Raw genomic sequence first — 26,068 nt, 5'->3', positions numbered from 1 at the left:
ACGATCAGGATGCCGGGGATGGATCGGTTTTTGCCTTTCCATCCAGGGCATTCAACACCTTGTCGATATCCTTGATGTGCAGATCGCGCTGCGGGATCGGAATTTCGATCCCTGATTTGCCGAGTTCATTATAGATGGCGAAGTAGAGATCCGATTGCGTCGTCAGTATGTTGTTGACGTCTTTGAGATAGCATCTCAATTCGAAGTTCAATGCGTTCTCGCCAACTCCCATGAAGAGGACAAACGGCACCGGATAGCGCGCAACGGTGTAGTGACCCCTGGCCGCTTCGATCAAAATGGCCTTCACCCGCTCCAGGTCACTGCCGAAAGCAACCCTGATTGGAAGCATCAATCGGCCAGACTTGTTGCTCAAGGTCATGTTTTTGACCGTGCCGGCAATCAGGTCCGAATTCGGAATGATGACATCATGCCGATCAAAAGTTTCTATCCTGGTTGAGCGAACGGAGATGTCGCGCACGTAGCCCATATGGCCAGAAACCTCGATCCAGTCGCCTTCCTTGATCGGCCGCTCTATCAGCAAAATGATGCCTGAGACGAAATTCGAGACAATGGTTTGCAAACCGAACCCGATGCCAACCGAGAGCGCACCCGCCACGACGGCAAGGCTGGAGAGGTTCAATCCCGCGGTCGAAACCGCCACCAGAATCGCGAGCGTCAAACCGACGTATCCGGTCCCGGTTACGATCGCGGTCTGCGCGCCGACATCCATGCGCGTTTGCGGCAGAACCGATGTCCTCAGCAGATTTTTCAACCAGCGTGTGATCAACACGCCAATTGCGAAAATAACCCCGAGAACGATCAGAGAATCCAGTGACAGACGGATGTCTCCGAACTGAACGCCTCCGATCAGCAATCGCCAGGCATCGGCGATATCCGTTGCCCTGGCACCCCAGGTCAGCGCAATTAGCGGCGTAAAGATCGCCACCAGCGGAACAATCAGTCCGATTGTCACCAAAATGGGCGTTGGGGCCGCGTCATCCCGGTCCGTCGCAGTTTTCACCAAAAGCTGCGCAAGGTGATAGAGCATGAAGCCTAGTCCCAACTGGGCGACCGTCATGATCATGGGAATAATGGCAGCCCTTGCCAGTTCAACATAACCGACAAGGGTCACGCTGACTGCCAGCAAAGCAGACGCTTTCATCAAAAGGGAGAGGAACAACAGAAATCCGGATTCTTGCGGTTTGACCGAAGCTTCTTCGGCTTCCTCGTCTTCATCCGGTTCCTCGGCCTCCTCAGTCTCGTCGGGAACTTCCGCACCCTTGTTTCTGAGGATCCCCGCCAATGCCCATAACAATATCGCAGCGGTTACAATGAGCGGTACGGACAAGACCGAGATCGCGCTGTCGCCAAAGGCATTGTCAAGCTGCAGCGTTTCCAGTGCAACCTCGACCATCATGAAGGCTCCGAGCCCCTGGCAAAGTCGCAAGCCCAGCTTTGCCTCGCGTTCCTCAAGCTCCAACAGGCGCCAACGGGTCTGACCCGGCGCAAACAGCGTGTGACCCAGCCAATTGGCGATAATCATGAAAAGCGCCACAATCGGAGCTGCTGTGAGCGCAATTCGAGCGCTGTTGGGGTAGATGTCCAGGACCGGTATGACGAGGAGGATCGACAAGGCGCCGATTGCCGGCAAAACCAGGAAACTGAGATTATAGACCACCGCAAGCGCAAGCGCGCGCCCGCCACGTTCCTGACGCACGCTCAGTTTCAACAGGAAGCGATGGATGGGCATGCGCCCAACGACAAGGAAGAATATTCCAAAGGCAACAAGTGCCAGTGACGTCGGCACAGTCTGTCCAAGCGCTTTCGAAACGCTGGGGCGTTCAAGTTCCCCTTGAATATCGCGATGCAACCGCCGCCAGAATTGGTTGATTTCCTGGAAACCGCTGGTCCATGTTGCCGGAACAAGCGGCGAAGGATAATTGGTCAACAGGCTGTCGATCTTCATCGACCTGATTTGCCGGTCGACCTCGCGAATAAGCACATTGGCAAGGTTTGTGATTTCCCTTGCTTCGCGGATCGGGGCATTGGCCTCAGCCAGCGCATTCGTCAGTTCCTTGCGCCTCTCGGCAATCTCCTCAGCTTCATCCTGTCCATCCGAAGGAGGTGATCCCAGAGCCCGCAACTGGGCGGCAAGTGTTTGCGCGTCGATGCTGCCATGTTCGACAATGCGTGAGTTTTTATCACGCACCTCGACGAGCTGTTGCCGTAAGAGCTCAAGTGTTGCGGTCGAGACCGTACCTTGCTCCAAGGCATTCGAGGCACGCTCGAAGAGATCGAGCACCGAAGGTTCAGCAGGAACCGGGTCGCTGCCCGCTTCCTGGGCATAACTGGAAAAGACCGATAATTGCAGTGCCAAAAGCAAGGCAAACAGGAGCGAGAAACCAATAGTCTTTATCTGTTTCATCACTTTGCCATGCCAACGCGTACCTGTTCCGTTCAAGACCGAAAGTCTTTCCTGACCACTTGTTACCGCATTCTTCTGTGGCAAAGCCATGAGCACAAGGTCAAGAAGGGCACAGCGTGAAAATGCAGGAACTCTGATCCACGAAACATACTTGTCGCAAAAGCAGCCTATGGAAAGGATCAAACGGGTCTGGCTCGGCGAGCAAACTTGGCCAGTTTCCACCGCCAAACCGTTGACAGAGCGGCGTAAGCCTGCCCTAACATGCCCCTTTACGACGTAAACAGGACGAAGCGGCGCTGGACCAGAAAAATCGACGCCGTCCTTCGAGGAGGTCAAAAATGACAGACGCGGCAGCACCTGAAACTCCGGAAAATGCAGCGGCGCCGGCCGGCGGGTTTTCCCCCCTTCAATATCTGGATCGCGCTCTTTCAACGTTGCGCGATATCGGTATCTCACCGGAAACGGAACGCGATGCGCCGATCAATGCACTGCTTGAGCAGATCTCCGACCTGTCGCCCGACAAGGTCTTGATCATTTCCCGCACCCTCGGTCAGGCCTCCAACTTCAACGAGGTGGTCCGCAACCAGGTGCAACAGATGGATATCGGTGAGCGGTATGAGGAAATCACCGAGGCCTTCAACTCGATCCGCGACGATGCCAAGACACTGGTTGACCAGCTTGCGGACGGCAAGATTTCCTTCACTGAAAATCTTTCCAACAAATGGCGCGACATGCGCCGCGGCACCATTTCAGACCGGTTCACCGATATTCGCGGAACCTACAAGGATGTGGCCAGCGCAACCAAAGACCAGATCGAACGTGAACAGGTTATCCTGGAGGCCTACCGCGATTTCCGCGGGGCACTGAAGCAGGCAGAGGTAACGGCGCTTGAGTTGCTCAACATGGCAACTGAAAAGTTGTCGGTCGCCAAATCCGCACTTGAGGGGTCTTCCAGCGAAGTGGAGGCCTATACCGGTGACGACCCGGCTCAGAAAGCCCGGCTGGAACTTGCGCGTGACGAAAAACTGCGCGAGATGCAGGACGAAGAAAAGAGATACCAGATTGCCAAGGATCTCTCCGACAATCTGACGATTGGTTACAATACGTCCGAAGTCATCATGGCTCGATTGGTGCAGACCACAAACGCGAAGGAACGCGTTTATGCCCAGTCGGTCAGCTTCTTTTCGACCAACGAATCCGTCCTGACAGCTCTCAACGCCTCCTTTACCGGTCTTCAAGGCCTGCATGAATCCACCGAAACGCTGAATGCCATGAAGGACGGCATCAACAAGAGCCTTGAGACTCTGGCGGAAATTGGCGATGCGGTTCAAAAGGAAGCCCTGAAAGCCGGTTATGGCCCGACCGTAGCTGCCGCCTCGGTCAAAAAGCTGGTGGATTCGGTTGTGAACTTCCAGGTTCAGTCCCGTGAAATCATTACGGAAATGCGCGACATGTCGACCAAGAACTCCGAAGAAATCCGCAATGCGGTCGAGGACGGAAAACGGCGGCTGGCCAAACTGACGGCCCAGGGCCAGGGACTTTAACACGCTAGGCATCGGCAGGCCGGTCAAACGGCCTGCCCAACGCAAGAAGAACCAATCGTATGGCAGGCAAATCCGAGGCTCCGCTCGACGATCTGATGATGGCGATGGACGTGGTGGACACGCTTCGGCATGAAGAAGGTCAGGTGGCCCGTGAACTGAAAGCGGATGAACGCGACACCGCAATGATCGACCGTTTGCGCAAGGTCTATGCAGCTCAGGGGATCGAAGTTCCAGACCATATCCTCAAAAAAGGTGTCGAGGACCTCAAACGCGATCGCTTTGTCTATTCACCTCCGGCTGCTGGGTTTTCGCGCACCCTGGCGATGATTTATATTTCCCGCAGTACCTGGTCGAAATGGATGGTCGGGGTCTTTGCAGTCCTGGTCGTTGCCATTGCAGCTTGGTATTTCCTGGTCAAATTGCCTGAACAACGCGCAGAAGCGGATCTGTTGGCTCGCATTGATGCGCTTCCCCAAACCTATTCGGAACTGGTTGGACGCGTTGATGCCTTGACCGAAAATGCCGACATCGAGGCAGAAGCGGCGCGTCTAGCTGAGGATGGTCGACTGGCCCTGTCGGATGGCAAAAACGATGCCGCCTTCAAGGCCGAAAGCGACTTGCGTCAACTGGCTGCCAATCTGCAGGAAGTCTTTGAAGTCCGCATCATTTCGCGTCAGGGCGTACCGACCGGCATCACCCGTATTCCGGAAACCAATCCGGAGACCGAAAACTACTACATTGTCGTTGAAGCGATCGATCCGGACGGAAACATCATCAATCGCAGCATCGTTTCTGAAGAAAACAGCGAAGCGGTTTCAGTCGACAAATGGGGACAGCGGGTATCGCAGAATATTTATGATGCCGTGCGGCAGGACAAGCTGGAAGACGGCATCGTTCAAAACGGCAAGCTTGGCGAGAAACGCCGCGGTGAACTGAATATCAAGTGGCGCAGCGGCGTACAGGACGGAGCAATCACCCAATGGTAGCGGTCAATCGGAACTTGATGGGGATACGCATATGCTGACAGGACGTCAGACCCTGGGGACGATCGAGCAATCGCTTGCTGACTTGCGCCGTGAAGAAGCTGAACTCACCAAGCGGATCGAACGCGCGACCCGCGCCATGACAGACCTGCAAGAACGTCAGAGCGAGGCCTATCGCGACCTGGCGCGTTTTCGGATGGACACAGATGCAGCAGGCGCGCTGAACACCCGCCTCGACAGTGCTGCCCGCGAAGCCCGCCGCCTTCTGGACAAACGAAACTCTGACTACAAGGTGCTGACTGATCAGTTGCGCAGCTGCGAGGCGGAGCGTGGACAGCTTCAAAAGGAACGGTCGGATCTGGACGAAGCCCGGGATGCGGCAGAAAGCCAGATGGACGAACTGATGGAAGCCATCGACGGCCGCCTGGAAAACGACAAGGCGTATCTTGCCCAGCGCGAAAGAGCAGAAACCGCAGAGGCGACCGCGGAAGCTGCGGCCTCAAAGGCCGAGACTTCCAACGCGGACCGTGAGCAAAAGGGCAAGGCCTATGAAGACGATCCGTTGTTTATCTACCTCTGGCAGCGCGGCTATGGAACTCCAGACTATACCCACCGGGGTCTTGTGCGCTCACTGGACCGGTGGGTCGCCGGGCTGATCAAGTTTGACGGCGCGCGCGCCAATTACGCAATGTTGACCGGCATACCTGAACGCATGGCCCGCCATGCGGAACACTGCGCCGATATAGCCGTAGAAGAGCAGGCCAAGCTTGCCGAAATGAGCCGCAACGCCATGACGGATGCGGCTGGAACCGATCTGGTCGGGGCGATTGAGACCCAAAGTGAGGACATTGACCGGATCGACGCTCAACTCGACAAACTGGATCGTCAGATCGAAACACTGTCCGCTGCACTGACCGAGTTTTCCAGCGGTGAAGACGCGGATTTTCAAAAGGCCGAAGAACACTTGTCTGTCTCACTTCAGGCCGACGATTTGAATGACCTCTGGCGGGCAGCAATTGCAACACCTTCGCCTGAGGATGAAAAAATTGTTCAACGTATTGAGGATCTGAAGGACAGGATTGAGCAGGTTGCCCGAGAAATCCGGCAGGACCGTGAGCTGCAACGCGACATCAGCCGCCGCCGGGCTGAGCTCTCCGACGTCATCAAACGATTCCGCTCGAAAGGTTATGGAAGCTGGGAATCCACTTTTTCCGACGATAAGCTGACGACAGTTCTGCTCGGTGAGCTGGTCAAAGGCGCGATAACCGGCGCTGATTACTGGGCGAGAGCCGAGCGCTCACACAAGCGCCGCAAACCGCGAGGCCGCCGCGTTGCCTTTCCAGGTGGGTCCGGACTTCCAAAATCCATGGGAGGCTTCGGTGGTGACTTTGGCCGCCGCACGAAACGCAGAGATCCCTTCAAGGGAAGTTTCAAGACCGGCAAAAGCTTTGGCAGCGGAGGATTTAAAACCGGTGACAGTTTCTAATTTTCAAAAGACTGCCATTTTTGCCCATGTCCGGCCACAAGGCTTCGTTAGGAGTGTTGTGACACAGTGTTGAAACAAGAATGCCGTTGCTCACACGCAGTTTTATTGTGTTCAGCGATGACTTGATTTAGGTGATGACGAAGCCGGGACCATCGGCTGCTCTATTGAATGCAGGACTGAACATGCGACATCTTCTTTTAGCCAGCCTATGCGCGCTTAGTCTTGCCGCATGCCAGTCAGGATCCTCGCAGCGTGCGAGTTTGCCTGACCAACCGCAGCTTAGCGTTCCGGCCGGCGCACAAAGCGTAACGATTGCCGCCGACCCACCCACCGTGCGAAATGCTCTGGTCTCCAGCGCACAGCAACGGGGTACGGTCGTGCTTCAGGATCAGCCGAACATGGTTGTTCTGGAAAGGCCAATGACCAGTCCGAACCCGGCACTCGATTCTGAATTTGGACCGTCAGACAACGGTCAGCGCGTCATTCGTATTCGGGTCCGCTTTACCGGTACGCCCTGCCAGACACTCGCCGTTCAGGATCTTGCAGTCATAAACAACGTGCGTACAGCGCTTGAACAAAGTTTCGTTTTGCCCGGTGACCCGAACACGATGCAAAGCCTCCAGGGCTTGAAGTCACGCGCCGAGCAGAACAGCTCCTGTCCTGCCGTTTCGTCCTGACGGCCAAGGGAAATTTAATCAAAGCGGCGTGACCGATCCCCGGTCACGCCGCTTTCTTGTCACCAGGCTTTGGTTCAAAACCAATGCGATTGACCGGTAACTCCGGTTTGTGCCGTATCGGTCATGAAGGCACAGCTTCAGGTGCAAACTGCTTCAGGAATTCGGGGCTGGGCGGTATGGGCTTGATAACGTCAATCAGAACACCGTTCGGGTCACGGGTAATGAAGTGGCGCTGACCGAAGTCTTCGTCGCGTAGGACCTGCAGGATGGGCAAACCATTTTCCTTGGCTTTTTCATAAACAGCATCAACGTCTTCCACTTCAAAATTTATCAGCATTCCAGCCGCTCCTTTGCCCCTTCCTTCCTTCGGAATTGTCTCGTGGTCCTGATTGAGAACCGCAAGATTGACCTTTTCGTCTTCCTCGGATTGCAGATGGACATACCAGTCGGCTTCGAACGCCGCCTTGAATTTGAAGTTGTCCTGATAGAACCGCGCAGTTTCTGCAACATTCGATGTCATCAGAACCGGGTAATACTGTGTGCACTTCATCTTCCGATCTCCTTGCCTGGTATCCGCTGCCAATCTGACCAATGCGCCGTCACGTCGACGAAAACACGATCATTGGAGTGGCCTTTTCAACATCAATAAAAAGACATACAGTTTGTATGTAAAATTCAATTAACATACAGGCTGCATGTATGCAAGAAGCAAAATCACGGCGAACTCAAGCCGAACGCCGGGCCGAAACGCGCAACGCACTTCTCAGGGCTGCCCGTGCTCTGATCGTCGAAAAAGGGTATGCTGAAACCGGAACACCGGAAATCGTGAAGGCTGCGGACGTCACCAGAGGCGCGCTTTATCATCACTTTGCGGACAAGGCGGATCTCATGCGGGCCCTCGTCCATCACGAGGCGGCCGCCATCGCGGCCGAAATCGATGCCGAGACCGATACCGGACAATCCCCACTCGACGCTTTCATGTCCGGTGCAAGTGCTTATTTTTCCGCAATGTCCGTTCCTGGTCGCGCCAAAATCATGTTGCTGGAAGGGCCCGCCGTTCTCGGCGTGGCGGAAATGGCGGAAATCGACAAGGAGACCGGCGGTGCGACGCTTTTAGAAGGCCTGCAGCACAGCGCAAAGCACGGACACTTGAAAGGCATCGAGCTCGAGCCGCTAGCCGATCTCCTTTCCTCAGCCTTCGACCGTGCGGCACTCGCCATTGCAGCAGGTGAGGACAGAACCGCCTATGAGACCGCCACGCGCAAGCTTCTGGCCGGAATTTTGGCGGACTGAATAGCGTTTTTGTGATTTTGGAACAGCCTCTTAGGACTCGACGTTAATCGGTCATTTACCATAATTGTGTTGCTTTCGAGGACCGTTTCAGTATTCCGTTTATCCAGATTGCGGACCGCAAAGCTGTTTTAAGGTGACAACAACCGATATCCGCTACGAGGCGGCCCCCCGGGAAAGGACGCGAGCATGGCGATAAAATTGAGCCGACGGAGTTTTGTTGCTGGAATTCCGCTGCTGCTGGCCGCCTGCCAAAGTAAACAGGGCGCTACAGTTCAAGCGGGCCTGACGCCGCTCTCCGACGGAACGCCTGATTATGCGACCGCTTATGCGCCTGTACGCGACGGTGGCTTTTCACTGCCCGGCATCAAATATCAGAATTTCGATCCGAAATATCTGCGCCAATCGGTGTTTTATCCGTCCCAATACCCATCTGGCACAATCGTTGTCGACCCGAACAGGAAGTTCCTTTACCTCATCCAGCCTGGTGGCCGTGCCATCCGCTATGGCATTGGCGTCGGTCGTGCCGGATTTGCCTGGAATGGCGAGGCCGTGATCCGTTTCAAACGCAAATGGCCGAAATGGTTTCCGCCCGACGAAATGATCGAGCGCGAACCGCGCCTGGCGAAATACAAGGACGGGCAGGAAGGTGGCCCGAGCAACCCGATCGGTGCACGGGGTCTCTATCTTTGGCAGGGCAATAAAGACACTCTTTATCGCATCCACAGCACAAACCAGCCCAGCAGCATCGGCACCAATGCGTCCAGCGGCTGCATCCGTATGTGGCACCAGGACATCATCGATCTCTACAATCGCGTTGAGCTCGGAACCAAGGTCGTGGTTCTTTAAGTCTTTCGCTACGCTGATCAGCCTATTGCGACGTCCAACCACCGTCGACGGGGATCGTTGCACCCGTCACATTGTGAGCAATCGGGTTACAAAGCCAAAGAGCGAGCTCACCGATTTCAGAAGGGTCCGACGTGCGTCGGGTTGGTTGCTTTTCTGCCAGCAGATCTGCAATTCCCTTGTCTCGATCTCCGCCGAATTGTTCGGCACGGGCCGCCACTTGGGGCTCGATGATGGCAGTTTCCGTCCAACCGGGCGCAATGCAGTTGATGGTGACGCCGCCAGTCGCCTTCTGGCCCGCCGTCGCGTATTCAAGAGCGGCGACCTTGCTCATTCCCACCAGACCGAATTTCGACGCTACATATGGTGCCTTGTTGACGGAAGCGACCAGGCCGTGAACCGATGCGATGTTGATTACCCGGCCGTACCCTTTGGCTGCCATTGCAGGTAAAGCCAGACGCATGGTGTGGAAAGCTGCTGAAAGATTGACGCCGATGATCGCGTCCCAGATTGCCGGATCGGCCTCCGCAAGACTGGCGGTCTTTTGAATTCCTGCGTTATTGACCAGAATATCTGGACCGCCCCAATCGGTGACCTCCGCCATCATTGTTTCGATCGCGGCCACATCTTTCACATCTGCGCCAAAAAACCTTACCTCGGGAGTACCGGCTTCCAACACGGCGTCGACGGTTGATTTTGCCTGCTCGTCCGTTGCCAAGCCGTGCACGCCAACGCGGGCCCCTGCCCGCCCAAGTACCTTGGCAATGGCCAACCCGATCCCTTGCACCGATCCCGTGACGAGCGCAGTTTTCCCGGTCAGTTCGCTCATGTCCGTACCTCCTTGTTCACTCTGTCCCGCAGCTCCGTCTTCAGGACCTTTCCATAATTGTTCTTCGGCAGTTCAGAAACGAACAGATACTCTTTTGGCCGTTTGAACCGTGCAATCTGATCTAGACAATGTAAATCCAGTACTTGTGTCGTGACGGTCCGGTTTTCGTCGCAAACAACGAAGGCAACCACGGTTTCACCCCATTCCAGGTCCGTCCGGCCAACAACCGCGACTTCACGCACGGCATCATGGCTCAGCAGCACCTCTTCCACTTCACGTGGGTAGATATTGGCTCCCCCGGAAATGATAACGTCCTTGGACCGATCCTGTAGGGTCACATAACCGGCGTCATCCATGCGCCCGAGATCTCCCGTCCACAGCCAGCCGTCTCGAAGTGTCTTTGAGGTTGCATCCGGGTTTTTCCAATATCCCTTCATGACAGTGGGTCCCTTGACCACAATTTCCCCCACCTCGCCGCGTGGACGTTCGTTGCCCGCCTCGTCGACAATCGCAACAAGGACAGCGGACTGCGCAGTGCCGACTGAATTCAAACGATCTCGCCAACGCGGATGGTCACGATCGGAAACCTCTTCACGTGGCAGCGCCGAAATGCCCATAGGGCATTCTCCCTGACCGTAAATTTGAACGAAGCGAGGCCCCATTTGATCGACAGCTTCCAGAATGTCCGCCTCGTACATCGGTCCACCGGCATAAACGACGGTCCTGAGCCCTCTTCCGGACAGGTCCTTTGCCTTGGCTTCATCGACAAGCCTTCGGACCATCGTCGGGGCCGCGAACATCGAAACAGAACCGATCAAAGGAGCAATTGTCAGAACTTCCGCGGCATCGAAACCACCGCTTTCAGGCACAACATGCCGCGCACCTTTCAGAACATGCATGAAATTGTAGAGGCCAGCCCCATGGCTCATCGGAGCTGCATATAGGATGGCATCCTGTGTTTTGACTTCATCCACGTCCGAAAAGTAAGTCAGCGTCATGGAGAGGATATTTCCGCAAGTAATCATGACGCCCTTGGGCTTGCCGGTCGTTCCGGATGTATAAAACAGCCAGGCAAGCTCATCCTTTTGCATTGCAACCGGGACAGTGTCCGATTGGGTGCCGCGCATTGCGCCAAATGCGTCACCAGTAAGACTGACTACACGCACGCCTGCATCGACGAGAGGTGAGAGATGCATGACGGATTTATCATCCGAAAAAACAAGAGCCGTGCCGGAGTTTTCAATCATCCAGGCAGCTTCCTTGACATGCAATTTCGCGTTTATCGGTACAACCGATGCCCCGATCCACCATGTGCCATAGAGTGCTTCCAGATACTCGGTCCGGTTGGCGCAATAAAACGCTACGCGATCCCCCTTGCCAACGCCTTCATCGGACAAGGCCAAGGCGATGGAGCCCGCTCGATTGGCGAACTCGCCATAGCTGGCCGTGCATGTGGTGCCACTATGGAGAGCAGGAGCATCGGGCATTTTCGCCGCGCTTCTATAAAGCCACTCTGCCGGGTTCATTCTTGCCTCCAAATTCGTCCTCTCAGATACTATTGCCAGGTCTTTCGGGGAATTACGTTATTTTACCTAACGGGATAAAAATGGAAGACAGCGAGACAATCGCCTTTGAACACGCACCAGTCGGGCTGATTTACTCAGAGAACCGATGCATAAAGAAGTGCAACACCCTTTTTGCCGAAATGTTTGGCTATTCCCGCGTCGAACTGACAGACGCCTCCTTGTCGATCCTTTACCCCTCTTCCGAGGAATTTGCCCGCATCGGCCAGATTGGTGCCCAGAAAATGTTGGGAACCGGTCGGTACCGGGACGAGCGCATTATGCGCAGACAAGATGGTCTGTTGTTCTGGTGCCGTGTTCGCGGCCAATCGCTGGACCCCTCGGCACCTTTCGCGCGAGCAGTCTGGTCCTTTGCCGATATTTCCGAAGACAGGCCGATAACCGATATGAGCTTGCGGGAGCGGCAGGTAGCAACTCTCATGGTTGAAGGAAAGACATCCAAGGAAATTGCCCGTGTTCTGGAGATTTCGCCGCGGACGGTCGATATTCACAGAGCCCGGCTGATGAAAAAACTCGGCGTCAGAAACAGTCTTGAACTTGTGGCACATATCAGCGGCATTCCGCTTTAACGCCTTAAAGTGCTTTTCAACATGAAGGAAATTTCATTTGAACCGGCAAGCCGGCACCCCATCTGATCAGCCGGAGGACGACCTCCAACTTTCATCAAATCAACGGGACGGCCCGGCTGGGAGAAAATCCATGGCTTGGTTTTTTTTGCTCGCCGCAGGCTTCCTTGAAATTGTCTGGGCGTTCGCGATGAAGGAATCGCAGGGGTTCACGCGTCTGACACCAACACTGATCATGCTTGGTGCCATGGTCGCCTCGTTCGGTCTTCTTTCGCTTTCGATGCGCAGCCTTCCGCTTGGGACCAGCTACATGATCTGGACCGGGATTGGTGCCGTTGGCGCCTTTGTGGTCGGAATCTGGTTTCTTGGCGAAACAGTAACCGCTCAGCGCTTGATTGCTGCACTTCTGATTGTCGCGGGCATCGTAACAATGAAGCTCGCCTGAGATTGAGAAAAAAGGACCTGACCGGAGGCACAACCTTTGTTGCAGCCCTGGTTGATCCACGGCAAACGTGTCAAAAAGGGTTTCATGTGGTCTGCGCTTATGCGAGCCTTTGATGCAAATTCGCCTTTCAGCCGTGTCTCCCAACACGGCTAAAATCGTCCGAACCGATCTGCACTCCAAAGGCATTTGCGCGCAACAATGACCACTACAAAAGCAAAACTGCCACCGCGTTCCATCTTCGCCGCGGCAAGCGGCAATGTTTTGGAATGGTATGATTTCACGGTCTACGGCTTTCTGGCGCCGACGCTTGCGACCCTGTTTTTTCCCTCCGAAGACAAGTTCGCATCCCTGTTGTCCGCCTTTGCGGTTCTTGCAGTCGGATACGCTGCCCGGCCAATCGGCAGCGTGATATTCGGACATATCGGCGACAGGATCGGGCGCAAGACAGCCTTGATGATTTCGGTTCTTTTGATGGGCGCCGGCTCGCTCGCAATTGCGCTTTTGCCGACCTACGAAGAAATCGGCGTCACGGCTGCGGTTCTGCTGGTTCTTATCCGTGTCGTCCAGGGTATTTCCGTTGCAGGTGAATACACGGCCTCCGGTGTATTGCTGGTGGAGCAGGCCCAACCCGGGCGAAAGGCTCTCACCGGAGCCTGGGTTGCCTTCGCCATGATGTGGGGCTGTGTCCTGGGCTCTGCCGTGCCTGCAGCAGTCAGCTCTACCCTGTCTCCGGAAGACATGCAGTCTTGGGGATGGCGGGTCCCATTCGCCCTTGGCGCAATGGTTGCACTCTTCAGCGCTGTCTTGCGGCGAAGCCTGACTGAAAGCGCGCCGAGCGATGCGCAGACAAACGAAGTCTCTCCCATCATTGAAAGTCTGCGTCACCACTGGCGACTGCTGATACAGATGGTGCTGCTGCTGATCCCGAGTGCGGTCATCTACTTCGTCATCTTTGTCTATGCGGTCTCCTACCTGACGTCGCAGATGCACTTCACCTCCGCCGCCGCGCTCGACATCACCACCGTCAACTTGATTGTCATGGCACTGCTTGTGCCGGTTTGTGGCCTGGCCGCGGACAGGTTTGGTCAAAGATCGGTTTTTCTGGTCGGTGCAGTCGGCACGCTACTGGTGGCCATCCCAAGCTGGTGGCTGATGCACCGACCCGACATCGGCATTGTGTTCCTCGGTCAGTTCGGCCTGACGATAACCAGCACCGTAGGGTGGGCATTGTCCGTCTCGGCCTTGACGTTGATGGCACCGGATCATTTGCGCTGCAGTGTCGTTGCACTGGGCTACAACACCTGCATGGCGATCTTTGGCGGCACAACGCCGATGATTGCAACCTACCTGGTCAACCGAACCGGCGACGATTTCGCGCCTGTCTACTATGTGATCGTCGCTGTCCTTGTTTCATTGCCGGTTATCTGGCGGCTTCCAAAATTGATCGGAGACAACCGATCCTAAAGAGCGCATCAAGTTGAATTTGCACAGTGCGTGATGGGAAAGGCGGATTATGAGCACTTGGGTAAAAGAGGCAATCAACAGGATCAATGCGGACGCACATCGTTCAGCCGATACGCATCTGTTCAAACTGCCCCTGCCCTCGCTGGAAGGCGTCGACATCTATCTGAAGGACGAAAGCACACATCCGACCGGCAGCTTGAAACACCGCCTTGCGAGATCCCTTTTTCTGTATGCACTTTGCAACGGCAAGATCCGGGAAGACACACCGGTCATTGAAGCATCTTCAGGCAGCACTGCTGTGTCGGAAGCCTATTTTGCAAACATGATCGGCGCCAGGTTCATCGCAGTTGTGCCCAGAAGCACTGCGCACAGCAAAATCGAACAGATCCGCCTTCACGGGGGCGAAACACATTTTGTTGGATCCGCACCGGAAATGCACGGCGCAGCAGTGGAGCTGGCCGCCTCCATCGACGGTTACTTCATGGATCAGTTCACGTATGCGGAACGGGCAACCGACTGGCGTGGCAACAACAACATCGCCGAAAGCATCTTCCGGCAATTGGAATGGGAACCGCATTCGACGCCGAAAAGACTGGTCATGAGCGCCGGCACCGGCGGCACGTCCGCGACCCTCGGCAGATATATCCGCTACAAGGGATATGACACCAAACTCACTGTCGTCGATCCGGAAAATTCGGTCTTCTATGATGCCTACCAAAGCGGGGATCGTACCCTCACTTCAGGAAAATCCAGCCGGATAGAAGGGATTGGCCGCCCAAAGGTCGAGCATTCCTTTTTACCGGATGTGATCGACGACATGATCAAGGTTCCTGACGCTGCAAGCGTCGCAACCATTTTCTGGCTTGAAAAACTGATCGGCCGGAAGGCCGGCGCTTCGACAGGCACCAATCTCTGGGGCTCTCTTCAAATTGCCAGAAAGATGATGGACCAGGGCGAAGTTGGCTCGATCGTCACGCTGATGTGCGACAGCGGACAACGGTATCTGGACACCTATTATAATCCGGACTGGGTCAAGGAGCACTTTGGTGACCTGTCAAGCTATTCGGCAAAGCTCCAGACCTGGGGCTGAACGTTCGCTCCACTGAGCAACGGCCCAAAAAAGCCGGGACACAACTGGTCTCTTGCTCTTGAAACCTCAGGCAAATGGACGCCCATAACCGACCGACCAGTTTTCTTTCGGCAGATCATGCACCGTCACGAACAGATCTTCCGGGCGGATACCCGGATTTTCGGTCAGCACTTCCGCGATCCGCTGAAAGAGAGCTGCTTTCTGCTGCGCGGTGCGCGTGTTGAAAACCGAAATCGTGATGTAAAGAACATTTATGCTGCGTTCGACCCCGAACGCCGAACCGAAGCGAAAATTTTCAGGCGCGTGCTCGGTGATTGTCATGAAACGATCATCTTCGGGAACCTTCAAGGCGTCACGCAAGGCAAGATACAAGCCATCCAGAACGGCTGCGCGATAGGTCTTCGATTGACCGGCGCACATCGACACATGAACGATTGGCATTTGGTTCTCCCGAAAGGCTTGAACTCACTGACTTGCGCAATCTATCATTACAAATTGAAATGACATGTCATTACAGAGATAAACATTCATAATGATGAATCGCGCCCTGGATATTGATTGTGTCCGTGCCTTCGTCCGGATCGCCGAGCTTGGCAGTTTTACCCGCGCTGCAGACATGGCCCGGATGACCCAATCGGCGATGTCATTGAAACTGAAGCGCTTGGAAGAAAGGCTGGACTGTAAACTCGTTCAGCGAACGCCAAGACACGTTGAACTGACGGCGCGCGGCGCTGCGTTCCTGGTGCACGCGCGAGAACTGCTTGAGGTCCATGACCGCGCCTTCACGACACTTACCGAGCCGCGACAGAAACTGACCATCGGTCTTAGCGATCATGTTGCCGGACCGGAACTGCCGGCGCTGGTCGCGCGCATGAATGCGCAAGATCCCCAACTCACCATCGAGATCCGGATAGGGTCTTCACTGGATCTTTTGAAAGACTACGATCTCAGGCTTCTGGACGCCGCAATCGTTCGGTTTGACAAGGGAAGAGACGGCGGCCAGACCATCGCGAATGAAAAATTCTCCTGGTTCGCATCCCAGAATTGGCGGCCTAGCGAAGGTGAGCCTTTGCCGATCGCAACCATGCCGGAACCATGCGGTGTCAGGAGCTTGGCTGGAGAGCTGCTTGATCGTGCAGGAATTGAATGGCGGGAGGTCTTCGTTGGCGGTGGCGTGACAGCTGTGTCCGCGGCCGTTGTCGCCGGCATGGGTGTGTCTGCACTGTCTCGGCGCATGCTTCCTCTTGGTGTCGTAGATGTTGGTCCTCGGCTCGGACTGCCCGCGTTGCCGACCTTGCCGGTAATCTTGCACACACGCATCAAGAACGGTCGTCATTCAAACACGCTCAACGCGCTCACCTCGGCCTTCAAATCCGCGATCTGATAAACTGAAACTCCGAACTCCGTCGTGATCTCTGAGCTTCGATCTACCCTCAAAGGCCAGTGGAAATTTCAATTGCGAATCCACGAATCAAGCTGCCGATTGCCGATTGCACCATGCGATTGGCGGCCTCCTCGGGACCAACCCATTGTCGTTGACGGTGGTTCTCCTCCCAGTCAGCGTCCGGGATCAGAGTTTCTACCTCCAACGCATAGACAACGACATGGCATTGCGCGCCCCATTTCTCGTAGTGGTAAGTGCCAATCGGTACGTCGTCGACATTCCCCACAACGCCCGCTTCCTCGCGTGCCTCAATCACCGCAGAAGCACCGGGATCAAGGCCGGGTTCAACAATTCCCTTCGGCACCACCCAATGACGACCACTGCTGGAGCCGACAATCAGGATCTGAACCCCGTCTCGTGTCCTCCTATAAGGCACAACTGCAGACTGGGTGTAGTAGTAAGATGGTCGCTCTCGGCGCTCGGGTCCATCCGGCCCCGGAAACGGAAAAAGCTCGGGAAGGTCTCGCGGGTCAATCCGTGACAGCACCCGCCACACTCCTTCAGTCAAGCAAAGACGGAGAAGAACCCCTGGAGCCAAACCCGGCTCCATATCCAACTGCAAGCCTGAAATGAGTTGACGCACGGACGATACTTGCGCAACCAGCATAGACAAACCGTTGCCTTGAAGCCGAGGCAGTCTGCCATCGCCAACGGCTCGCGAAACTTCGATGTTTCGGCTTGTCCAACCACCGGCCTTCAATGCCTTTTGGGCACTGACCAAAGCGCGTTCACACGGCGCTGCAAACACGAAATCCGGGGCAAGGCCACGTTTTCCCATCCACGCTCCGACTTTCTGTGCCTGTCGTTTGCCTTTTGTGCGCAGCGGCCGCTTCGAGCTTTCCCCTTCCCAGGATTTCCGGCCCGAACCGGCACAAAGGAGCAGCACTTCCATGTCTGCCTCCGGACAAGAGCAAATGGTTGCCTGGTTCAAACCAACTCGCACCAAACCTATCACCGCTTGGTAAGCGTGTCCCGGCAAGGTGTCATGGCAAGGTGTCATGGCAAGGTGTCATGGCATTGTCAGGAACCAAGGAGGTCCACAGACTGATGTTCTGGCAATCTTTGCAACTGATAACGAAAAAGCCTGCACTTTTCGCGTCACTTCGCTCTGTAAGGCAACCATGAAAAGGCAGGTGAAACTAGGGTTTTCGCCTGCCTTTTCTCCGGAAAATCTCTCCAGGCCGGGCCACCTCAGATGAGCCCACCTTCCCTCTTTTCTCTCGAAACCCACGTGTCTTGATAAAAATCAAGTGCAGCCGGTGACTGGTCAGATAAAACCTGAATTTTAAACTCCAGTTAAAGAGAGTCCGCTTTGAAAAGCATTCTCAAAAATCTTGCACCGGCAGCCAAACGGGCTGTGTGGATAGGCATCGGTGCCGTATCGCTTCTGATAGGTGCAATTGGAGCTTTCTTGCCGGTTTTACCAACCACACCTTTTGTCATCCTGGCTGCTTTTGCCTTCGGAAAAAGCTCTCCATATCTGCAGGACATACTTGAGACCAACGTAGTGTTTGGGCCAATCATCCAGGATTGGCGTCGAAACGGTGCAATAGCGCTTCGATACAAAGTCGTATCAATCGGCATGATGGCAAGTCTTCTTGCGCTCAGTGTTATCTTGAACGCCTCTCCGACAGTTCTCGTGATCCAGGCAGTCGCCATTGCTGCTGCTTCACTCTTCATTCTCAGCAGACCAGGAACTGCTGTTTGACGTCCTTAGCCAGCCTCTCGCAAGCCAGAAACAAATCCGCTCTCGAAGCGAAATAGAAAGGGAAATCTCATGAGATTGCTTCTGACTTCGTTGCTGCTTGCATCGCTTTCCATGACGGCAGCCGCCGAAACAACTCTGATAGCAACTGAAAAACTTCCATCCAAGGAGGTCTATGACGTTGCACAGCTGACACCGCTCGCTGTTACGTCAGAAGGTACCCCTGCCGTCGTTCTTCTGGATCTGGACAAAGGAGATGTCGTGCCCCCGCACGCGGCCAAGAGTGGGCTACGGCTATTGACCGTTCTTTCAGGTGAGTTGTCCTGGGGTGATGGAAGCGCGATCGATGTGGAAAAAGAAACCGTTTATCCCGCTGGCAGCCTGCTGACGATCCCTTCAGGAGTGGATCATTGGCTCGCCGCCCGCAGTGGTGCGCTTCGTGTCCAGCTTGTTGTCCTTGATGACGAAAAACCCGTCCCTGCAATTCTGGAGCAGATGAAATGAGCAAAATCCATGATTTGACGCGGCGATCCGCGCTCTCTCTTCTGGCAGGCGGAGCTGCAACACCGTTGCTTCCATCCCTGACACTGGCAGACAAAATTGACACTCTGGCCCTTTTTGGGCCTCCGGCAGGGCCTTCCGTAACTCTCGCCCATGCGGTCGCGAGTGGAGGTTTCAGCGCACTAGCCGCAAATGCAACTTTCACGGCCTGGCGCAACCCGGACGAACTTCGCGCTGGGCTGACGTCGGGCAGCATTGGATTGTCGGTTGTCCCGGTACAGGCTGCCGCAAATCTCTACAATCGTGGCTTTCCGATCCGACTTGCAAATATTATGACTGATGGGTTGCTCTACATCATCAGCGAAGCTCCCGAAATTAAGTCGATCTCAGACCTCAAGGGAAGAAGTATTGCCGTACCGTTTCGCGGTGACACGCCGGAAATCATCTTTGGCCAGCTTGTATCGCATGCAGGGCTAAACGCTGAAGAAGACCTGCAAATCACATATGCCGGGTCGCCAATAGAAGCCATGCAATTGCTATTGGCAGGTAAGGTCGAAGCGGCCCTGACTGCAGAGCCGTCAACAACCGCCGGCATCCTGCGCGGCCGCAAGGCAGGCAAGAAAATCGCACGGGTCATCAATATCCAGGACGCCTGGGGCGAGATGACGGATGCTGCGCCTGTTCTGCCCCAAGCAGGTCTTGCAGTGACGGGAGCATTTATGGAGACGGGATCGGAAATGATTCCAGACATTCTCAAAGTGCTCAGAACCGCCACCAGCGAAGTCCTAGAAGATCCGGGTAAGGCTGCTGAACAGGCGACCGGAGCACTCGGATTGCCGGCAGCTTTGCTTGCCGCATCGGTTCCGCACTGCAATCTCGTTGCACGAAACGCTGTCGAGGCTCGCGCGGACATAGAACGCATGTTGAAAGCAATGGCAGGCAAGGACATGGCCCGCATTGGCGGCAAGCTTCCCGACAACAAGTTCTACACATGACCTACAGGGCTGCCGGATGGCCTCACACGTTCGGCAGGTCTGCGACAGGCAATACAACAGGGCATGAATATGCTACGCAATCTCGCAATGCGATTGCTCGACCGGGTTGGGCGCGTACTGGATTTCTTGTGGTCTGGTTGGGCCGGTCTTGCAGCTCTGTGCCTGTTGGCTGCAGCCTGGCAAATCGGACATGAGGCCTATGGTCCATTTATTCTCACCTCACCTTTGGAAACACTCCAGGCAATCGGGAAACTGGCGCAGGATCCTGACGCCTGGGGCATCGCATTGCTCACACTTCAGCGCGCATTAACCGGGTTCGTCCTGGTCGCTCTGACAGGCTGTCTTCTGGGGATTTCTGCCGGCTATTCACCGGCAACAATGCGAATTGCTTCGCCTTTGATCACCGTCATTCTCGGGGTACCTCCCATCGCCTGGATCGTCCTTGCCATGATCTGGTTCGGCGGCTCCGATGCGACTGTTCGCGTTGTAATTCTTGTGGCTGCCTTGCCCGTGGTCTTCTTGGGTGCGGCAAGCGGCATTTCAACACGTGATCGCGGGTTGGACCGGATGGCCAAAGCCTTTGGGGCAGGACCAATAAGACGGTTTTTGTCCGTCGGCCTGCGCCAGACCACGACAACGCTCTTTCCCGCCCTCGCGCTTGCGCTCGGGACCTCCTTCAAAGTCGCCGTGATGGCCGAACTGTTGGCCAATGCCGGTGGCATTGGCGGCGCATTGGCAGATGCACGGATCAATCTTGATATTGCAACGGCTCTTGCCTGGGTGGTTGTTGCGGTGGGACTGTTGATCGTCGTAGAATACTCATTGATCCACCCGGTTAAGGGCGAGATCGACCGTTGGCGCCGGGCAGCGCAACCGTGGGGTATCAAACGATGAGTGCCTTGAGCCTTCAAGATATCGGACACGCATATCTGGGTCGGACCGTTCTTGAAAATATCCATCTCGAAATTGAGGAGCGAGAAATAGTCGCTCTGGTTGGACCTTCCGGTTGCGGAAAATCGACGCTCGCACACATCGCTGCAGATCTTGTCGAACCCCGGGCAGGGAAAATTGATCGGCGCTATCGCCGCCATTCAATGATCTTTCAGGAACCGTCGTTGTTGCCTTGGGCAACAGCTGCTCAAAACATCGCTTATTCCCTACAAATTGCCGGTGTGAAACGCGGAGAACGCAGAGAAAAAGTTGCCGTCGCCGCAGAACGCGTCGCACTGTTTTCTGAGGACCTGAGCAAGTATCCGGTTGAGCTGTCAGGCGGGATGAAACAGCGCGTCGCCATCGCACGGGCGTTGGCAACAAACCCCGATTTCATCTATTTCGACGAACCGTTTACGGCGCTCGACGTCGCGCTGCGCAGGCGCATGCAGGACTTGGTGATCAACACCTGCGCGGGCGGTCAACTCTCAGGATTATTCATCACGCACGATCTGCAGGAGGCCGCTCGCCTGGCGGACCGAATTGCGGTCCTGGATAGCCATGGACACGGAGTTCTGGGCATCCGTTCATTTCCCTTGCCACCACAAGAACGCGACGACGTCACTATCTTCAAATGGGTGCAATCTGCTTTGAAAGAAGACCCGCTGTTCCGGCACATTCATGATGTTGACGAAAGGCAGATTGCATGAGCTGCGGCCCTGCTGTCCAGAATCGAAACCAGAGCAGGAGTATTCGTTGGTGGGACGCCCTGTCGGACGAAGGGTTTCGGCTGTTTTTTCCGCTTGGGGCAGCCTATGCAGCTCTTTGGCCACTGCTCTGGGTGCTGGCTTTCGAGTTCGATCTGCCACTTGCAGAAACTGTTCCACCTTCCCTTTGGCACGCCCACGAAATGCTCATAGGTGCATTCGGCGCAGCCTTGATCGGCTTTCTGACAACGGCAGCCCCTGAATGGACAGACAGCGAGCCCCTACGAGGCTGGCACCTATGGGCACTCGCTGGTCTGTGGTTCATCGGCAGGGTTGTGGGTCTGTTGGGGTGGGACGGATTGGGTCTGATCGGTGCAATCGCCGATGTCAGTTGGCTTTCGATACTGCTCGCCTACATCTTGCAATTATCCTGGCGGCAAAGAACAGACAGATTGCTGTCTTTCGCATTCTGGCAGCTGGTCCTTTTGGCCTGTGCCGCGATGGCCCGTCTTGGCTTTCTGACTGGTCAGCTGGATCTTGCAACCAAATCCATTCACATGGTTGGATTTGCGTTTCTCGGACTGCTGGGCCTCGCCCTTGGCCGGATCACCGTTCCTGTCACAAACCTCATCCTGGACCCGTCCGAAGCCACCTCCCCTTTCCGGCCACATCCTGGCCGACTGCACCTTGCGCCCGGTCTTGTATTCGTTGCACTTGCCGAAGAAATCTTTGGTCTGAGCCAGGCGGTAACCGGATTTCTGATACTGGCCGCCGGCGCAGCTTTCATGGATAGGGTCGCTGAAGCCTTTATCGGTCGGGCGACATTTCATTCCGAAATATTGATGCTGGGCGGGTCCTCAGCACTTGCTGGTGTGGGCCTGATACTTGCCGGCTGCGCGAGGCTTGGTGCGCCCTGGAGTGATGTCACCGGACTTCACCTTGCATTTCTGGGCGGTCTGGGTCTCGGAGTTTACGCGGTCTATTGCATCGCAGGTAAGCTTCATACAGGGCATCCATTGGGCCAAAGCTGGCTGGTCAAAACAGGTGCTGTTTTCTTATGCCTATCCGCATTGCTGAGAATTGCACCAGACTTTGGATACGACTCGCCTGGCCCTTTTCATGGACTTGCAACGGTGTCCTGGTCATTCGCATTTTTATGCTGGCTGGTGGGCTTTGGCCCGCTCATGGGAAGACTGGGCTCGCAAGTCCCAAAGACCTCATAGGCAATAGATCTTTCAGATTTGAGTTTCCACATAGAGTTGTTGCCCTGCGAGGTTCGCCGCATTGCTGACTCACTCTGCGATTACGGAAAAATAGAACAGACAAGAGGGAGCACTCATGAAACGGCGGAGTTTTCTGGTTGGTGGTTTGGTGCTTGCAGGTGGCGGTCTGTTGGCGGCCTCTCGCGTTCCGGCACAAAAACTCGGCACGGACGGCGCATCTGGTTCAGTGAAACTGGACACATTGAGCGGCGATCAGTCTTCCACGGACATCATCTGGAAAAATCCCGATTCTTGGGCGGAAGAGCTGATAACCGCGGCAGAAGACCAGATCGGTGTCACCGTACTCTACGACCCCGGCTATGTCGGGTTGACCTTCCCCAACGGAGACATTCCGCGGGAACGTGGTGTCTGCACGGACGTTATCGTCCGCGCCTACCGCGATGCGTTTGACTTTGATCTTCAACGTGAAGTCAACGCGGACATGAAGAACCATTTCAGCGCCTATCCGCAAAACTGGGGTCTGAAACGGCCGGACAAAAACATCGACCATCGCCGTGTTCCCAACCTGCAGACCTTTTTCACCCGAAAAGGCGCCGGGCTTCCTGTTAGCGACGACCCGAGAGACTATCTGCCCGGCGATATCGTGTCGCAATTGCTACCGGGCAATCTACCGCACATGGCAATTGTCACGCACCGCAAATCGCCCGACGGTCAACGGCCAATGCTCGTTCACAACATCGGCTCAGGAACCAAGCTGGAAGATCGGCTTTTTTCGTACCGGATTACCGGCCGCTACCGCTTCCAGCCTGCCTGAGACTTAAACAGCCATGTATCGCAACAAGTTCTCATCAAAGGCGAACCTTGTGTTGACGCCCTGAATTTCGGCCACAAGATCGTATTTGTCGCTCCCGGTCGATGAATGTCCTTCATCGATATAAAGCTGCCCAAGGCCATCTGCTGCGATACGGCCCCAGTAGCGGTAACGGCCGCCACCGACTGGTCCTGCAATTTCAATCGCTTGACCGGCCAAAGCTGAAACTCGGAACATGATCGCCATTTTAGCCAGAATTCCATCACCATCTGCTGTCACCGGCTGAGCCGACACCAGAGCCTGCTGCAGCACGGAAGTTGTGTGTGCCGCCGTGAGTTGAGGGCTGATATCTATGAGGGCCCGCACTTCAAGTGGGCGCCATTGTTCAACCACCCGCCGGAAGGCAGCCGGGCGCAAATTACCACCACTCCCGCCGAAGAGAGCACCGGCAAGCGCCGGCAAGTCCGGACGGTTTCCGATACGTTGGGTTGCAGGTCTGCCGGGAGCATCTTGTTGAGGCGATCCTGTCGTGCGCAAAGCATCTCTCAGATCGACCGGCGAAAAGACAGGTCGTCCTCGCGCCTGCGCCATGCCTTGGAGACATGCGATTGCGCCAGTCACAATAGGTGATGCACTGGACGTTCCCGAGAAGCGGTCTGTGTACCAAAGGTCTTCATCGGCACCCCCTTGAAGATCGCCATAACCGCATGTCGTGACTTCGCGGCCCCAACCTTGCGCATCGACAATCGATCCATAGTTGGAAAACCCAAGACGGGACCGGTCCGGTCCATGGTTGCGGCCATGGGTTCCAGGAGGCGGCGCGCCCGCTCCAACAACAATTGCACCTGAATCCCGGTTCGACCGGCGGAAGGGATTGCTCCAGCTGGCCGGGAACCCGAAGCCCGGTGTCTCGTAAAGGACGTCATCGAGGTCCTCCGCACCGTTGCCGGCGGCCTCAACCACGATGATCCCGCGCCGGGAAGCGTTTAGGATTGCGGCAAAATCATCGGGCCACCATTCGACTGCGATGTAACCTCTCTGGTCCGGCCGCAGACGGAAGTTATGCCGGGGGCCGGGACGGTGCATTTCAAGAAGCAGCACATCCCCTGCACTCAGGCGTGCAGCCGCATGGTTGATGGCGCCAGCCGATCCCAGCGACCCGTGGGAAACAGCCGTGCAGATCGCCTCCGGAGAAATGCCAGTGACACCGAAACCATTGATGTCCCCGCCATATTCGCCAAGAACGGCTGTGCCGTGGTTGCGCCAGCTGACATCGTTGTATTCCGTTCCTCCAACAACGCCGCCCTGCCGCTCGACAAGGTCTTCATGTGTAAAGCGCCAACCGCCCTCAATATCGGTTATGTGGACACCCGTGCCGCGACCACCGGCCTGAGTCCAGGCCCAGCGCGCGTTGATGCCAGCCGGAGCCGGGTCGAGATTGATCTGCCTTGCGACAAAGTTCGGTGAAGCTGGAGGCGGCACGTCCGGCGCGGCCACCATCTCGTTCACGCCTTCAACCACTGCTTCCTCGGGAAGTTCGACAGCCGGTTTCAGATAAACAGCTTCAAACAGGTCGTTTTCCAGAAGATCCTTTTGCAGACTCTCAAGATCGGGCACGGGAGCCTTCAATCGATAAAACTCCGTCAGACTTGCCAGTGGAGCCATTGCAGCTTCCGACAATGCTCCGACCGATGCCGCAACCCTTTCCTCCGTCGGACCGAAAAGCGGTATGGCGGTGCCACCATATTTCTTGAGTGTCTTTTCAAGCTTCGTGGTTGGCGCACCAGCAAGCGAGATTATTTCCAGGCCGCCTGTGCGCAGTCCGGCATCTGCCTTGGAAATAGCAATCAATTCCGGCTCTGGGGCCGGGCCCGCACTGACTTTCTTGGACTTCCTGGCCATGACATCCTCCCTGGCAATGTGGGACGGACCGGCCGGCTTCAGGGAAGCTCTAAACCCGCTTTGACATAGACGGATAAAACACCGTCGAGGTCCTTGATCTTCTCTGTGAATTTACCAGCCTGTTCGTCCAGAAAAAAACTTAGAAAAAAGCTGTCAGACGACTCCGGATCAGGGGTCGCAAGGTCATGATTGAAAACCGCGCTGAATTGATTGCATGCACTTTCAAGTGCTACGGCAGAAGCCGCTTGCGGCTTGCCACTGCGAAGCTCAGTCAATAGCGAGGCGGATATCAGGACAACGACTTCAGTCAAACCAACAACTTTCGCGAACTATCAAGGCAGAGGTCATCAACACCACTGCCAAATCCGATGGACGAACAGCAACAATATCAACCTGTTACGACCACCAACTTTCGGCCCACGAATTTTCAGCAATGCAAGCCCGCACAAATCAAAGCGGGCGATTTTGAAGAACCGTTATCCGGAAATACCACCAATAAGCGTATAACGGGTTGTATTAAGATTTACCAATCAAGAGTAGCGTCGAACGCACGGATTGGCAAGCTGTTGATGGAGGGTCTGTCTTTCTGCAAGGTGACCTCTGTCATTCGTTGTGTGCAATT

At 55.5% G+C, this 26,068-nt stretch carries 25 protein-coding genes; 18 read left to right on the top strand and 7 right to left on the bottom strand.

What is annotated here, in order from left to right:
• Positions 1–4: 4 nt before the first annotated feature.
• Positions 5–2,515 (bottom strand): DUF3772 domain-containing protein, encoded by a 2,511-nt coding sequence (locus FIV00_RS12295; RefSeq protein WP_209006906.1) that lies wholly within the window; start codon positions 2,513–2,515, stop codon positions 5–7.
• 248 nt (positions 2,516–2,763) lie between these two features.
• Between FIV00_RS12295 and FIV00_RS12290 the strand changes: the two genes are divergently transcribed.
• From FIV00_RS12290 to FIV00_RS12275, 4 genes are all read left to right on the top strand, one after another.
• On the top strand, positions 2,764–3,969 hold the full coding sequence (locus FIV00_RS12290) for a cell surface protein (protein ID WP_152501017.1): 1,206 nt from the start codon (positions 2,764–2,766) through the stop codon (positions 3,967–3,969).
• A gap of 59 nt (positions 3,970–4,028) precedes the next feature.
• Entirely contained in the window at positions 4,029–4,955 is a 927-nt protein-coding gene (locus FIV00_RS12285) for a DUF6384 family protein (RefSeq protein ID WP_152501016.1), read from the top strand.
• Positions 4,956–4,986: 31 nt separating this feature from the next.
• A complete protein-coding gene (locus FIV00_RS12280; RefSeq protein WP_152501015.1) occupies positions 4,987–6,438 on the top strand; it encodes a hypothetical protein in 1,452 nt (483 codons plus the stop codon).
• Between the two features lie 182 nt (positions 6,439–6,620).
• On the top strand, positions 6,621–7,115 hold the full coding sequence (locus FIV00_RS12275; protein WP_152501014.1) for a hypothetical protein: 495 nt from the start codon (positions 6,621–6,623) through the stop codon (positions 7,113–7,115).
• Positions 7,116–7,236: 121 nt separating this feature from the next.
• Here FIV00_RS12275 and FIV00_RS12270 read toward each other — a convergent pair whose 3' ends face one another.
• Positions 7,237–7,665 carry a VOC family protein gene (locus FIV00_RS12270; RefSeq protein WP_152501013.1) on the bottom strand — a complete coding sequence of 143 codons (429 nt, stop codon included), beginning with the start codon at positions 7,663–7,665 and terminating at the stop codon, positions 7,237–7,239.
• 149 nt (positions 7,666–7,814) lie between these two features.
• On the opposite strand from FIV00_RS12270, the gene FIV00_RS12265 reads away from it, so the two are divergent.
• Positions 7,815–8,408 (top strand): TetR/AcrR family transcriptional regulator, encoded by a 594-nt coding sequence (locus FIV00_RS12265; protein ID WP_152501012.1) that lies wholly within the window; start codon positions 7,815–7,817, stop codon positions 8,406–8,408.
• Between the two features lie 186 nt (positions 8,409–8,594).
• Positions 8,595–9,254 carry a L,D-transpeptidase gene (locus FIV00_RS12260; protein ID WP_152501011.1) on the top strand — a complete coding sequence of 220 codons (660 nt, stop codon included), beginning with the start codon at positions 8,595–8,597 and terminating at the stop codon, positions 9,252–9,254.
• 22 nt (positions 9,255–9,276) lie between these two features.
• Here the strand turns inward: FIV00_RS12260 and FIV00_RS12255 are convergent, their stop codons facing one another.
• Both FIV00_RS12255 and FIV00_RS12250 read right to left on the bottom strand, forming a co-directional pair.
• Positions 9,277–10,080 (bottom strand): SDR family oxidoreductase, encoded by an 804-nt coding sequence (locus FIV00_RS12255; protein WP_152501010.1) that lies wholly within the window; start codon positions 10,078–10,080, stop codon positions 9,277–9,279.
• Positions 10,077–11,606 carry an AMP-binding protein gene (locus FIV00_RS12250; protein ID WP_152501009.1) on the bottom strand — a complete coding sequence of 510 codons (1,530 nt, stop codon included), beginning with the start codon at positions 11,604–11,606 and terminating at the stop codon, positions 10,077–10,079. Before FIV00_RS12250 ends, FIV00_RS12255 begins: the two co-directional genes overlap by 4 nt.
• Before the next feature lie 80 nt (positions 11,607–11,686).
• Between FIV00_RS12250 and FIV00_RS12245 the strand changes: the two genes are divergently transcribed.
• The 4 genes from FIV00_RS12245 (at position 11,687) to FIV00_RS12230 (ending at position 15,228) form a co-directional block, all read left to right on the top strand.
• Complete coding sequence (locus FIV00_RS12245) at positions 11,687–12,232, top strand: helix-turn-helix transcriptional regulator (RefSeq protein WP_152501008.1); 546 nt, start codon at positions 11,687–11,689, stop codon at positions 12,230–12,232.
• Positions 12,233–12,362: 130 nt separating this feature from the next.
• Positions 12,363–12,674 (top strand): multidrug efflux SMR transporter, encoded by a 312-nt coding sequence (locus FIV00_RS12240; protein ID WP_152501007.1) that lies wholly within the window; start codon positions 12,363–12,365, stop codon positions 12,672–12,674.
• 198 nt (positions 12,675–12,872) lie between these two features.
• Positions 12,873–14,138, top strand: coding sequence for an MFS transporter (locus FIV00_RS12235; protein ID WP_152501006.1), 1,266 nt, complete (start codon positions 12,873–12,875; stop codon positions 14,136–14,138).
• A 49-nt stretch (positions 14,139–14,187) separates the two neighbouring features.
• On the top strand, positions 14,188–15,228 hold the full coding sequence (locus FIV00_RS12230; protein ID WP_209006905.1) for a PLP-dependent cysteine synthase family protein: 1,041 nt from the start codon (positions 14,188–14,190) through the stop codon (positions 15,226–15,228).
• Between the two features lie 66 nt (positions 15,229–15,294).
• Here FIV00_RS12230 and FIV00_RS12225 read toward each other — a convergent pair whose 3' ends face one another.
• The gene (locus FIV00_RS12225; RefSeq protein ID WP_152501004.1) at positions 15,295–15,669 is read right to left on the bottom strand and encodes a tautomerase family protein; all 375 of its coding nucleotides are present in this window, start codon (positions 15,667–15,669) and stop codon (positions 15,295–15,297) included.
• Between the two features lie 91 nt (positions 15,670–15,760).
• On the opposite strand from FIV00_RS12225, the gene FIV00_RS12220 reads away from it, so the two are divergent.
• Positions 15,761–16,612, top strand: a complete 852-nt coding sequence (locus tag FIV00_RS12220) for a LysR family transcriptional regulator (RefSeq protein WP_152501003.1) — start codon at positions 15,761–15,763, stop codon at positions 16,610–16,612.
• 49 nt (positions 16,613–16,661) lie between these two features.
• Here FIV00_RS12220 and FIV00_RS12215 read toward each other — a convergent pair whose 3' ends face one another.
• Complete coding sequence (locus FIV00_RS12215; RefSeq protein ID WP_173005965.1) at positions 16,662–17,564, bottom strand: NUDIX domain-containing protein; 903 nt, start codon at positions 17,562–17,564, stop codon at positions 16,662–16,664.
• 420 nt (positions 17,565–17,984) lie between these two features.
• Between FIV00_RS12215 and FIV00_RS12210 the strand changes: the two genes are divergently transcribed.
• From FIV00_RS12210 to FIV00_RS12180, 7 genes are all read left to right on the top strand, one after another.
• A complete protein-coding gene (locus FIV00_RS12210; protein WP_152501001.1) occupies positions 17,985–18,380 on the top strand; it encodes a YbaN family protein in 396 nt (131 codons plus the stop codon).
• A gap of 69 nt (positions 18,381–18,449) precedes the next feature.
• Complete coding sequence (locus tag FIV00_RS12205; protein WP_152501000.1) at positions 18,450–18,881, top strand: hypothetical protein; 432 nt, start codon at positions 18,450–18,452, stop codon at positions 18,879–18,881.
• A complete protein-coding gene (locus FIV00_RS12200; protein WP_152500999.1) occupies positions 18,878–19,873 on the top strand; it encodes an ABC transporter substrate-binding protein in 996 nt (331 codons plus the stop codon). Before FIV00_RS12205 ends, FIV00_RS12200 begins: the two co-directional genes overlap by 4 nt.
• Before the next feature lie 69 nt (positions 19,874–19,942).
• Positions 19,943–20,767, top strand: a complete 825-nt coding sequence (locus tag FIV00_RS12195; protein WP_152500998.1) for an ABC transporter permease — start codon at positions 19,943–19,945, stop codon at positions 20,765–20,767.
• The gene (locus FIV00_RS12190; protein WP_152500997.1) at positions 20,764–21,513 is read left to right on the top strand and encodes an ABC transporter ATP-binding protein; all 750 of its coding nucleotides are present in this window, start codon (positions 20,764–20,766) and stop codon (positions 21,511–21,513) included. Before FIV00_RS12195 ends, FIV00_RS12190 begins: the two co-directional genes overlap by 4 nt.
• Positions 21,510–22,733, top strand: coding sequence for an NnrS family protein (locus tag FIV00_RS12185; protein ID WP_152500996.1), 1,224 nt, complete (start codon positions 21,510–21,512; stop codon positions 22,731–22,733). The genes FIV00_RS12190 and FIV00_RS12185 overlap by 4 nt, the downstream gene beginning before the upstream one ends.
• 115 nt (positions 22,734–22,848) lie before the next feature.
• Positions 22,849–23,547, top strand: a complete 699-nt coding sequence (locus tag FIV00_RS12180) for a DUF1287 domain-containing protein (RefSeq protein ID WP_152500995.1) — start codon at positions 22,849–22,851, stop codon at positions 23,545–23,547.
• A 3-nt stretch (positions 23,548–23,550) separates the two neighbouring features.
• Here FIV00_RS12180 and FIV00_RS12175 read toward each other — a convergent pair whose 3' ends face one another.
• Complete coding sequence (locus FIV00_RS12175) at positions 23,551–25,446, bottom strand: S8 family peptidase (protein WP_209006904.1); 1,896 nt, start codon at positions 25,444–25,446, stop codon at positions 23,551–23,553.
• Positions 25,447–26,068 lie beyond the last annotated feature (622 nt).

Origin of the sequence: Labrenzia sp. THAF82 (assembly GCF_009363435.1) — a bacterium.
Lineage (GTDB): Bacteria > Pseudomonadota > Alphaproteobacteria > Rhizobiales > Stappiaceae > Roseibium > Roseibium porphyridii.
Note: the sequence above shows the minus strand (reverse complement) of the source record. Positions and strands in the feature narration are given on the sequence as shown.

Excerpts from the sequence above, each read along its gene's own strand:
- FIV00_RS12200 (WP_152500999.1), top strand. The coding sequence starts at position 18,878 with ATGAGCAAAATCCATGATTTGACGCGGCGATCCGCGCTCTCTCTTCTG.
- FIV00_RS12290 (WP_152501017.1), top strand. The coding sequence starts at position 2,764 with ATGACAGACGCGGCAGCACCTGAAACTCCGGAAAATGCAGCGGCGCCG.
- FIV00_RS12185 (WP_152500996.1), top strand. The coding sequence starts at position 21,510 with ATGAGCTGCGGCCCTGCTGTCCAGAATCGAAACCAGAGCAGGAGTATT.
- FIV00_RS12205 (WP_152501000.1), top strand. The coding sequence starts at position 18,450 with ATGAGATTGCTTCTGACTTCGTTGCTGCTTGCATCGCTTTCCATGACG.
- FIV00_RS12215 (WP_173005965.1), bottom strand. The coding sequence starts at position 17,564 with ATGGAAGTGCTGCTCCTTTGTGCCGGTTCGGGCCGGAAATCCTGGGAA.
- FIV00_RS12285 (WP_152501016.1), top strand. The coding sequence starts at position 4,029 with ATGGCAGGCAAATCCGAGGCTCCGCTCGACGATCTGATGATGGCGATG.
- FIV00_RS12190 (WP_152500997.1), top strand. The coding sequence starts at position 20,764 with ATGAGTGCCTTGAGCCTTCAAGATATCGGACACGCATATCTGGGTCGG.
- FIV00_RS12295 (WP_209006906.1), bottom strand. The coding sequence starts at position 2,515 with ATGGCTTTGCCACAGAAGAATGCGGTAACAAGTGGTCAGGAAAGACTT.
- FIV00_RS12260 (WP_152501011.1), top strand. The coding sequence starts at position 8,595 with ATGGCGATAAAATTGAGCCGACGGAGTTTTGTTGCTGGAATTCCGCTG.
- FIV00_RS12235 (WP_152501006.1), top strand. The coding sequence starts at position 12,873 with ATGACCACTACAAAAGCAAAACTGCCACCGCGTTCCATCTTCGCCGCG.
- FIV00_RS12175 (WP_209006904.1), bottom strand. The coding sequence starts at position 25,446 with ATGGCCAGGAAGTCCAAGAAAGTCAGTGCGGGCCCGGCCCCAGAGCCG.
- FIV00_RS12240 (WP_152501007.1), top strand. The coding sequence starts at position 12,363 with ATGGCTTGGTTTTTTTTGCTCGCCGCAGGCTTCCTTGAAATTGTCTGG.
- FIV00_RS12230 (WP_209006905.1), top strand. The coding sequence starts at position 14,188 with ATGAGCACTTGGGTAAAAGAGGCAATCAACAGGATCAATGCGGACGCA.
- FIV00_RS12280 (WP_152501015.1), top strand. The coding sequence starts at position 4,987 with ATGCTGACAGGACGTCAGACCCTGGGGACGATCGAGCAATCGCTTGCT.
- FIV00_RS12255 (WP_152501010.1), bottom strand. The coding sequence starts at position 10,080 with ATGAGCGAACTGACCGGGAAAACTGCGCTCGTCACGGGATCGGTGCAA.
- FIV00_RS12265 (WP_152501012.1), top strand. The coding sequence starts at position 7,815 with ATGCAAGAAGCAAAATCACGGCGAACTCAAGCCGAACGCCGGGCCGAA.
- FIV00_RS12180 (WP_152500995.1), top strand. The coding sequence starts at position 22,849 with ATGAAACGGCGGAGTTTTCTGGTTGGTGGTTTGGTGCTTGCAGGTGGC.
- FIV00_RS12275 (WP_152501014.1), top strand. The coding sequence starts at position 6,621 with ATGCGACATCTTCTTTTAGCCAGCCTATGCGCGCTTAGTCTTGCCGCA.
- FIV00_RS12225 (WP_152501004.1), bottom strand. The coding sequence starts at position 15,669 with ATGCCAATCGTTCATGTGTCGATGTGCGCCGGTCAATCGAAGACCTAT.
- FIV00_RS12245 (WP_152501008.1), top strand. The coding sequence starts at position 11,687 with ATGGAAGACAGCGAGACAATCGCCTTTGAACACGCACCAGTCGGGCTG.
- FIV00_RS12220 (WP_152501003.1), top strand. The coding sequence starts at position 15,761 with ATGATGAATCGCGCCCTGGATATTGATTGTGTCCGTGCCTTCGTCCGG.
- FIV00_RS12270 (WP_152501013.1), bottom strand. The coding sequence starts at position 7,665 with ATGAAGTGCACACAGTATTACCCGGTTCTGATGACATCGAATGTTGCA.
- FIV00_RS12195 (WP_152500998.1), top strand. The coding sequence starts at position 19,943 with ATGCTACGCAATCTCGCAATGCGATTGCTCGACCGGGTTGGGCGCGTA.
- FIV00_RS12250 (WP_152501009.1), bottom strand. The coding sequence starts at position 11,606 with ATGAACCCGGCAGAGTGGCTTTATAGAAGCGCGGCGAAAATGCCCGAT.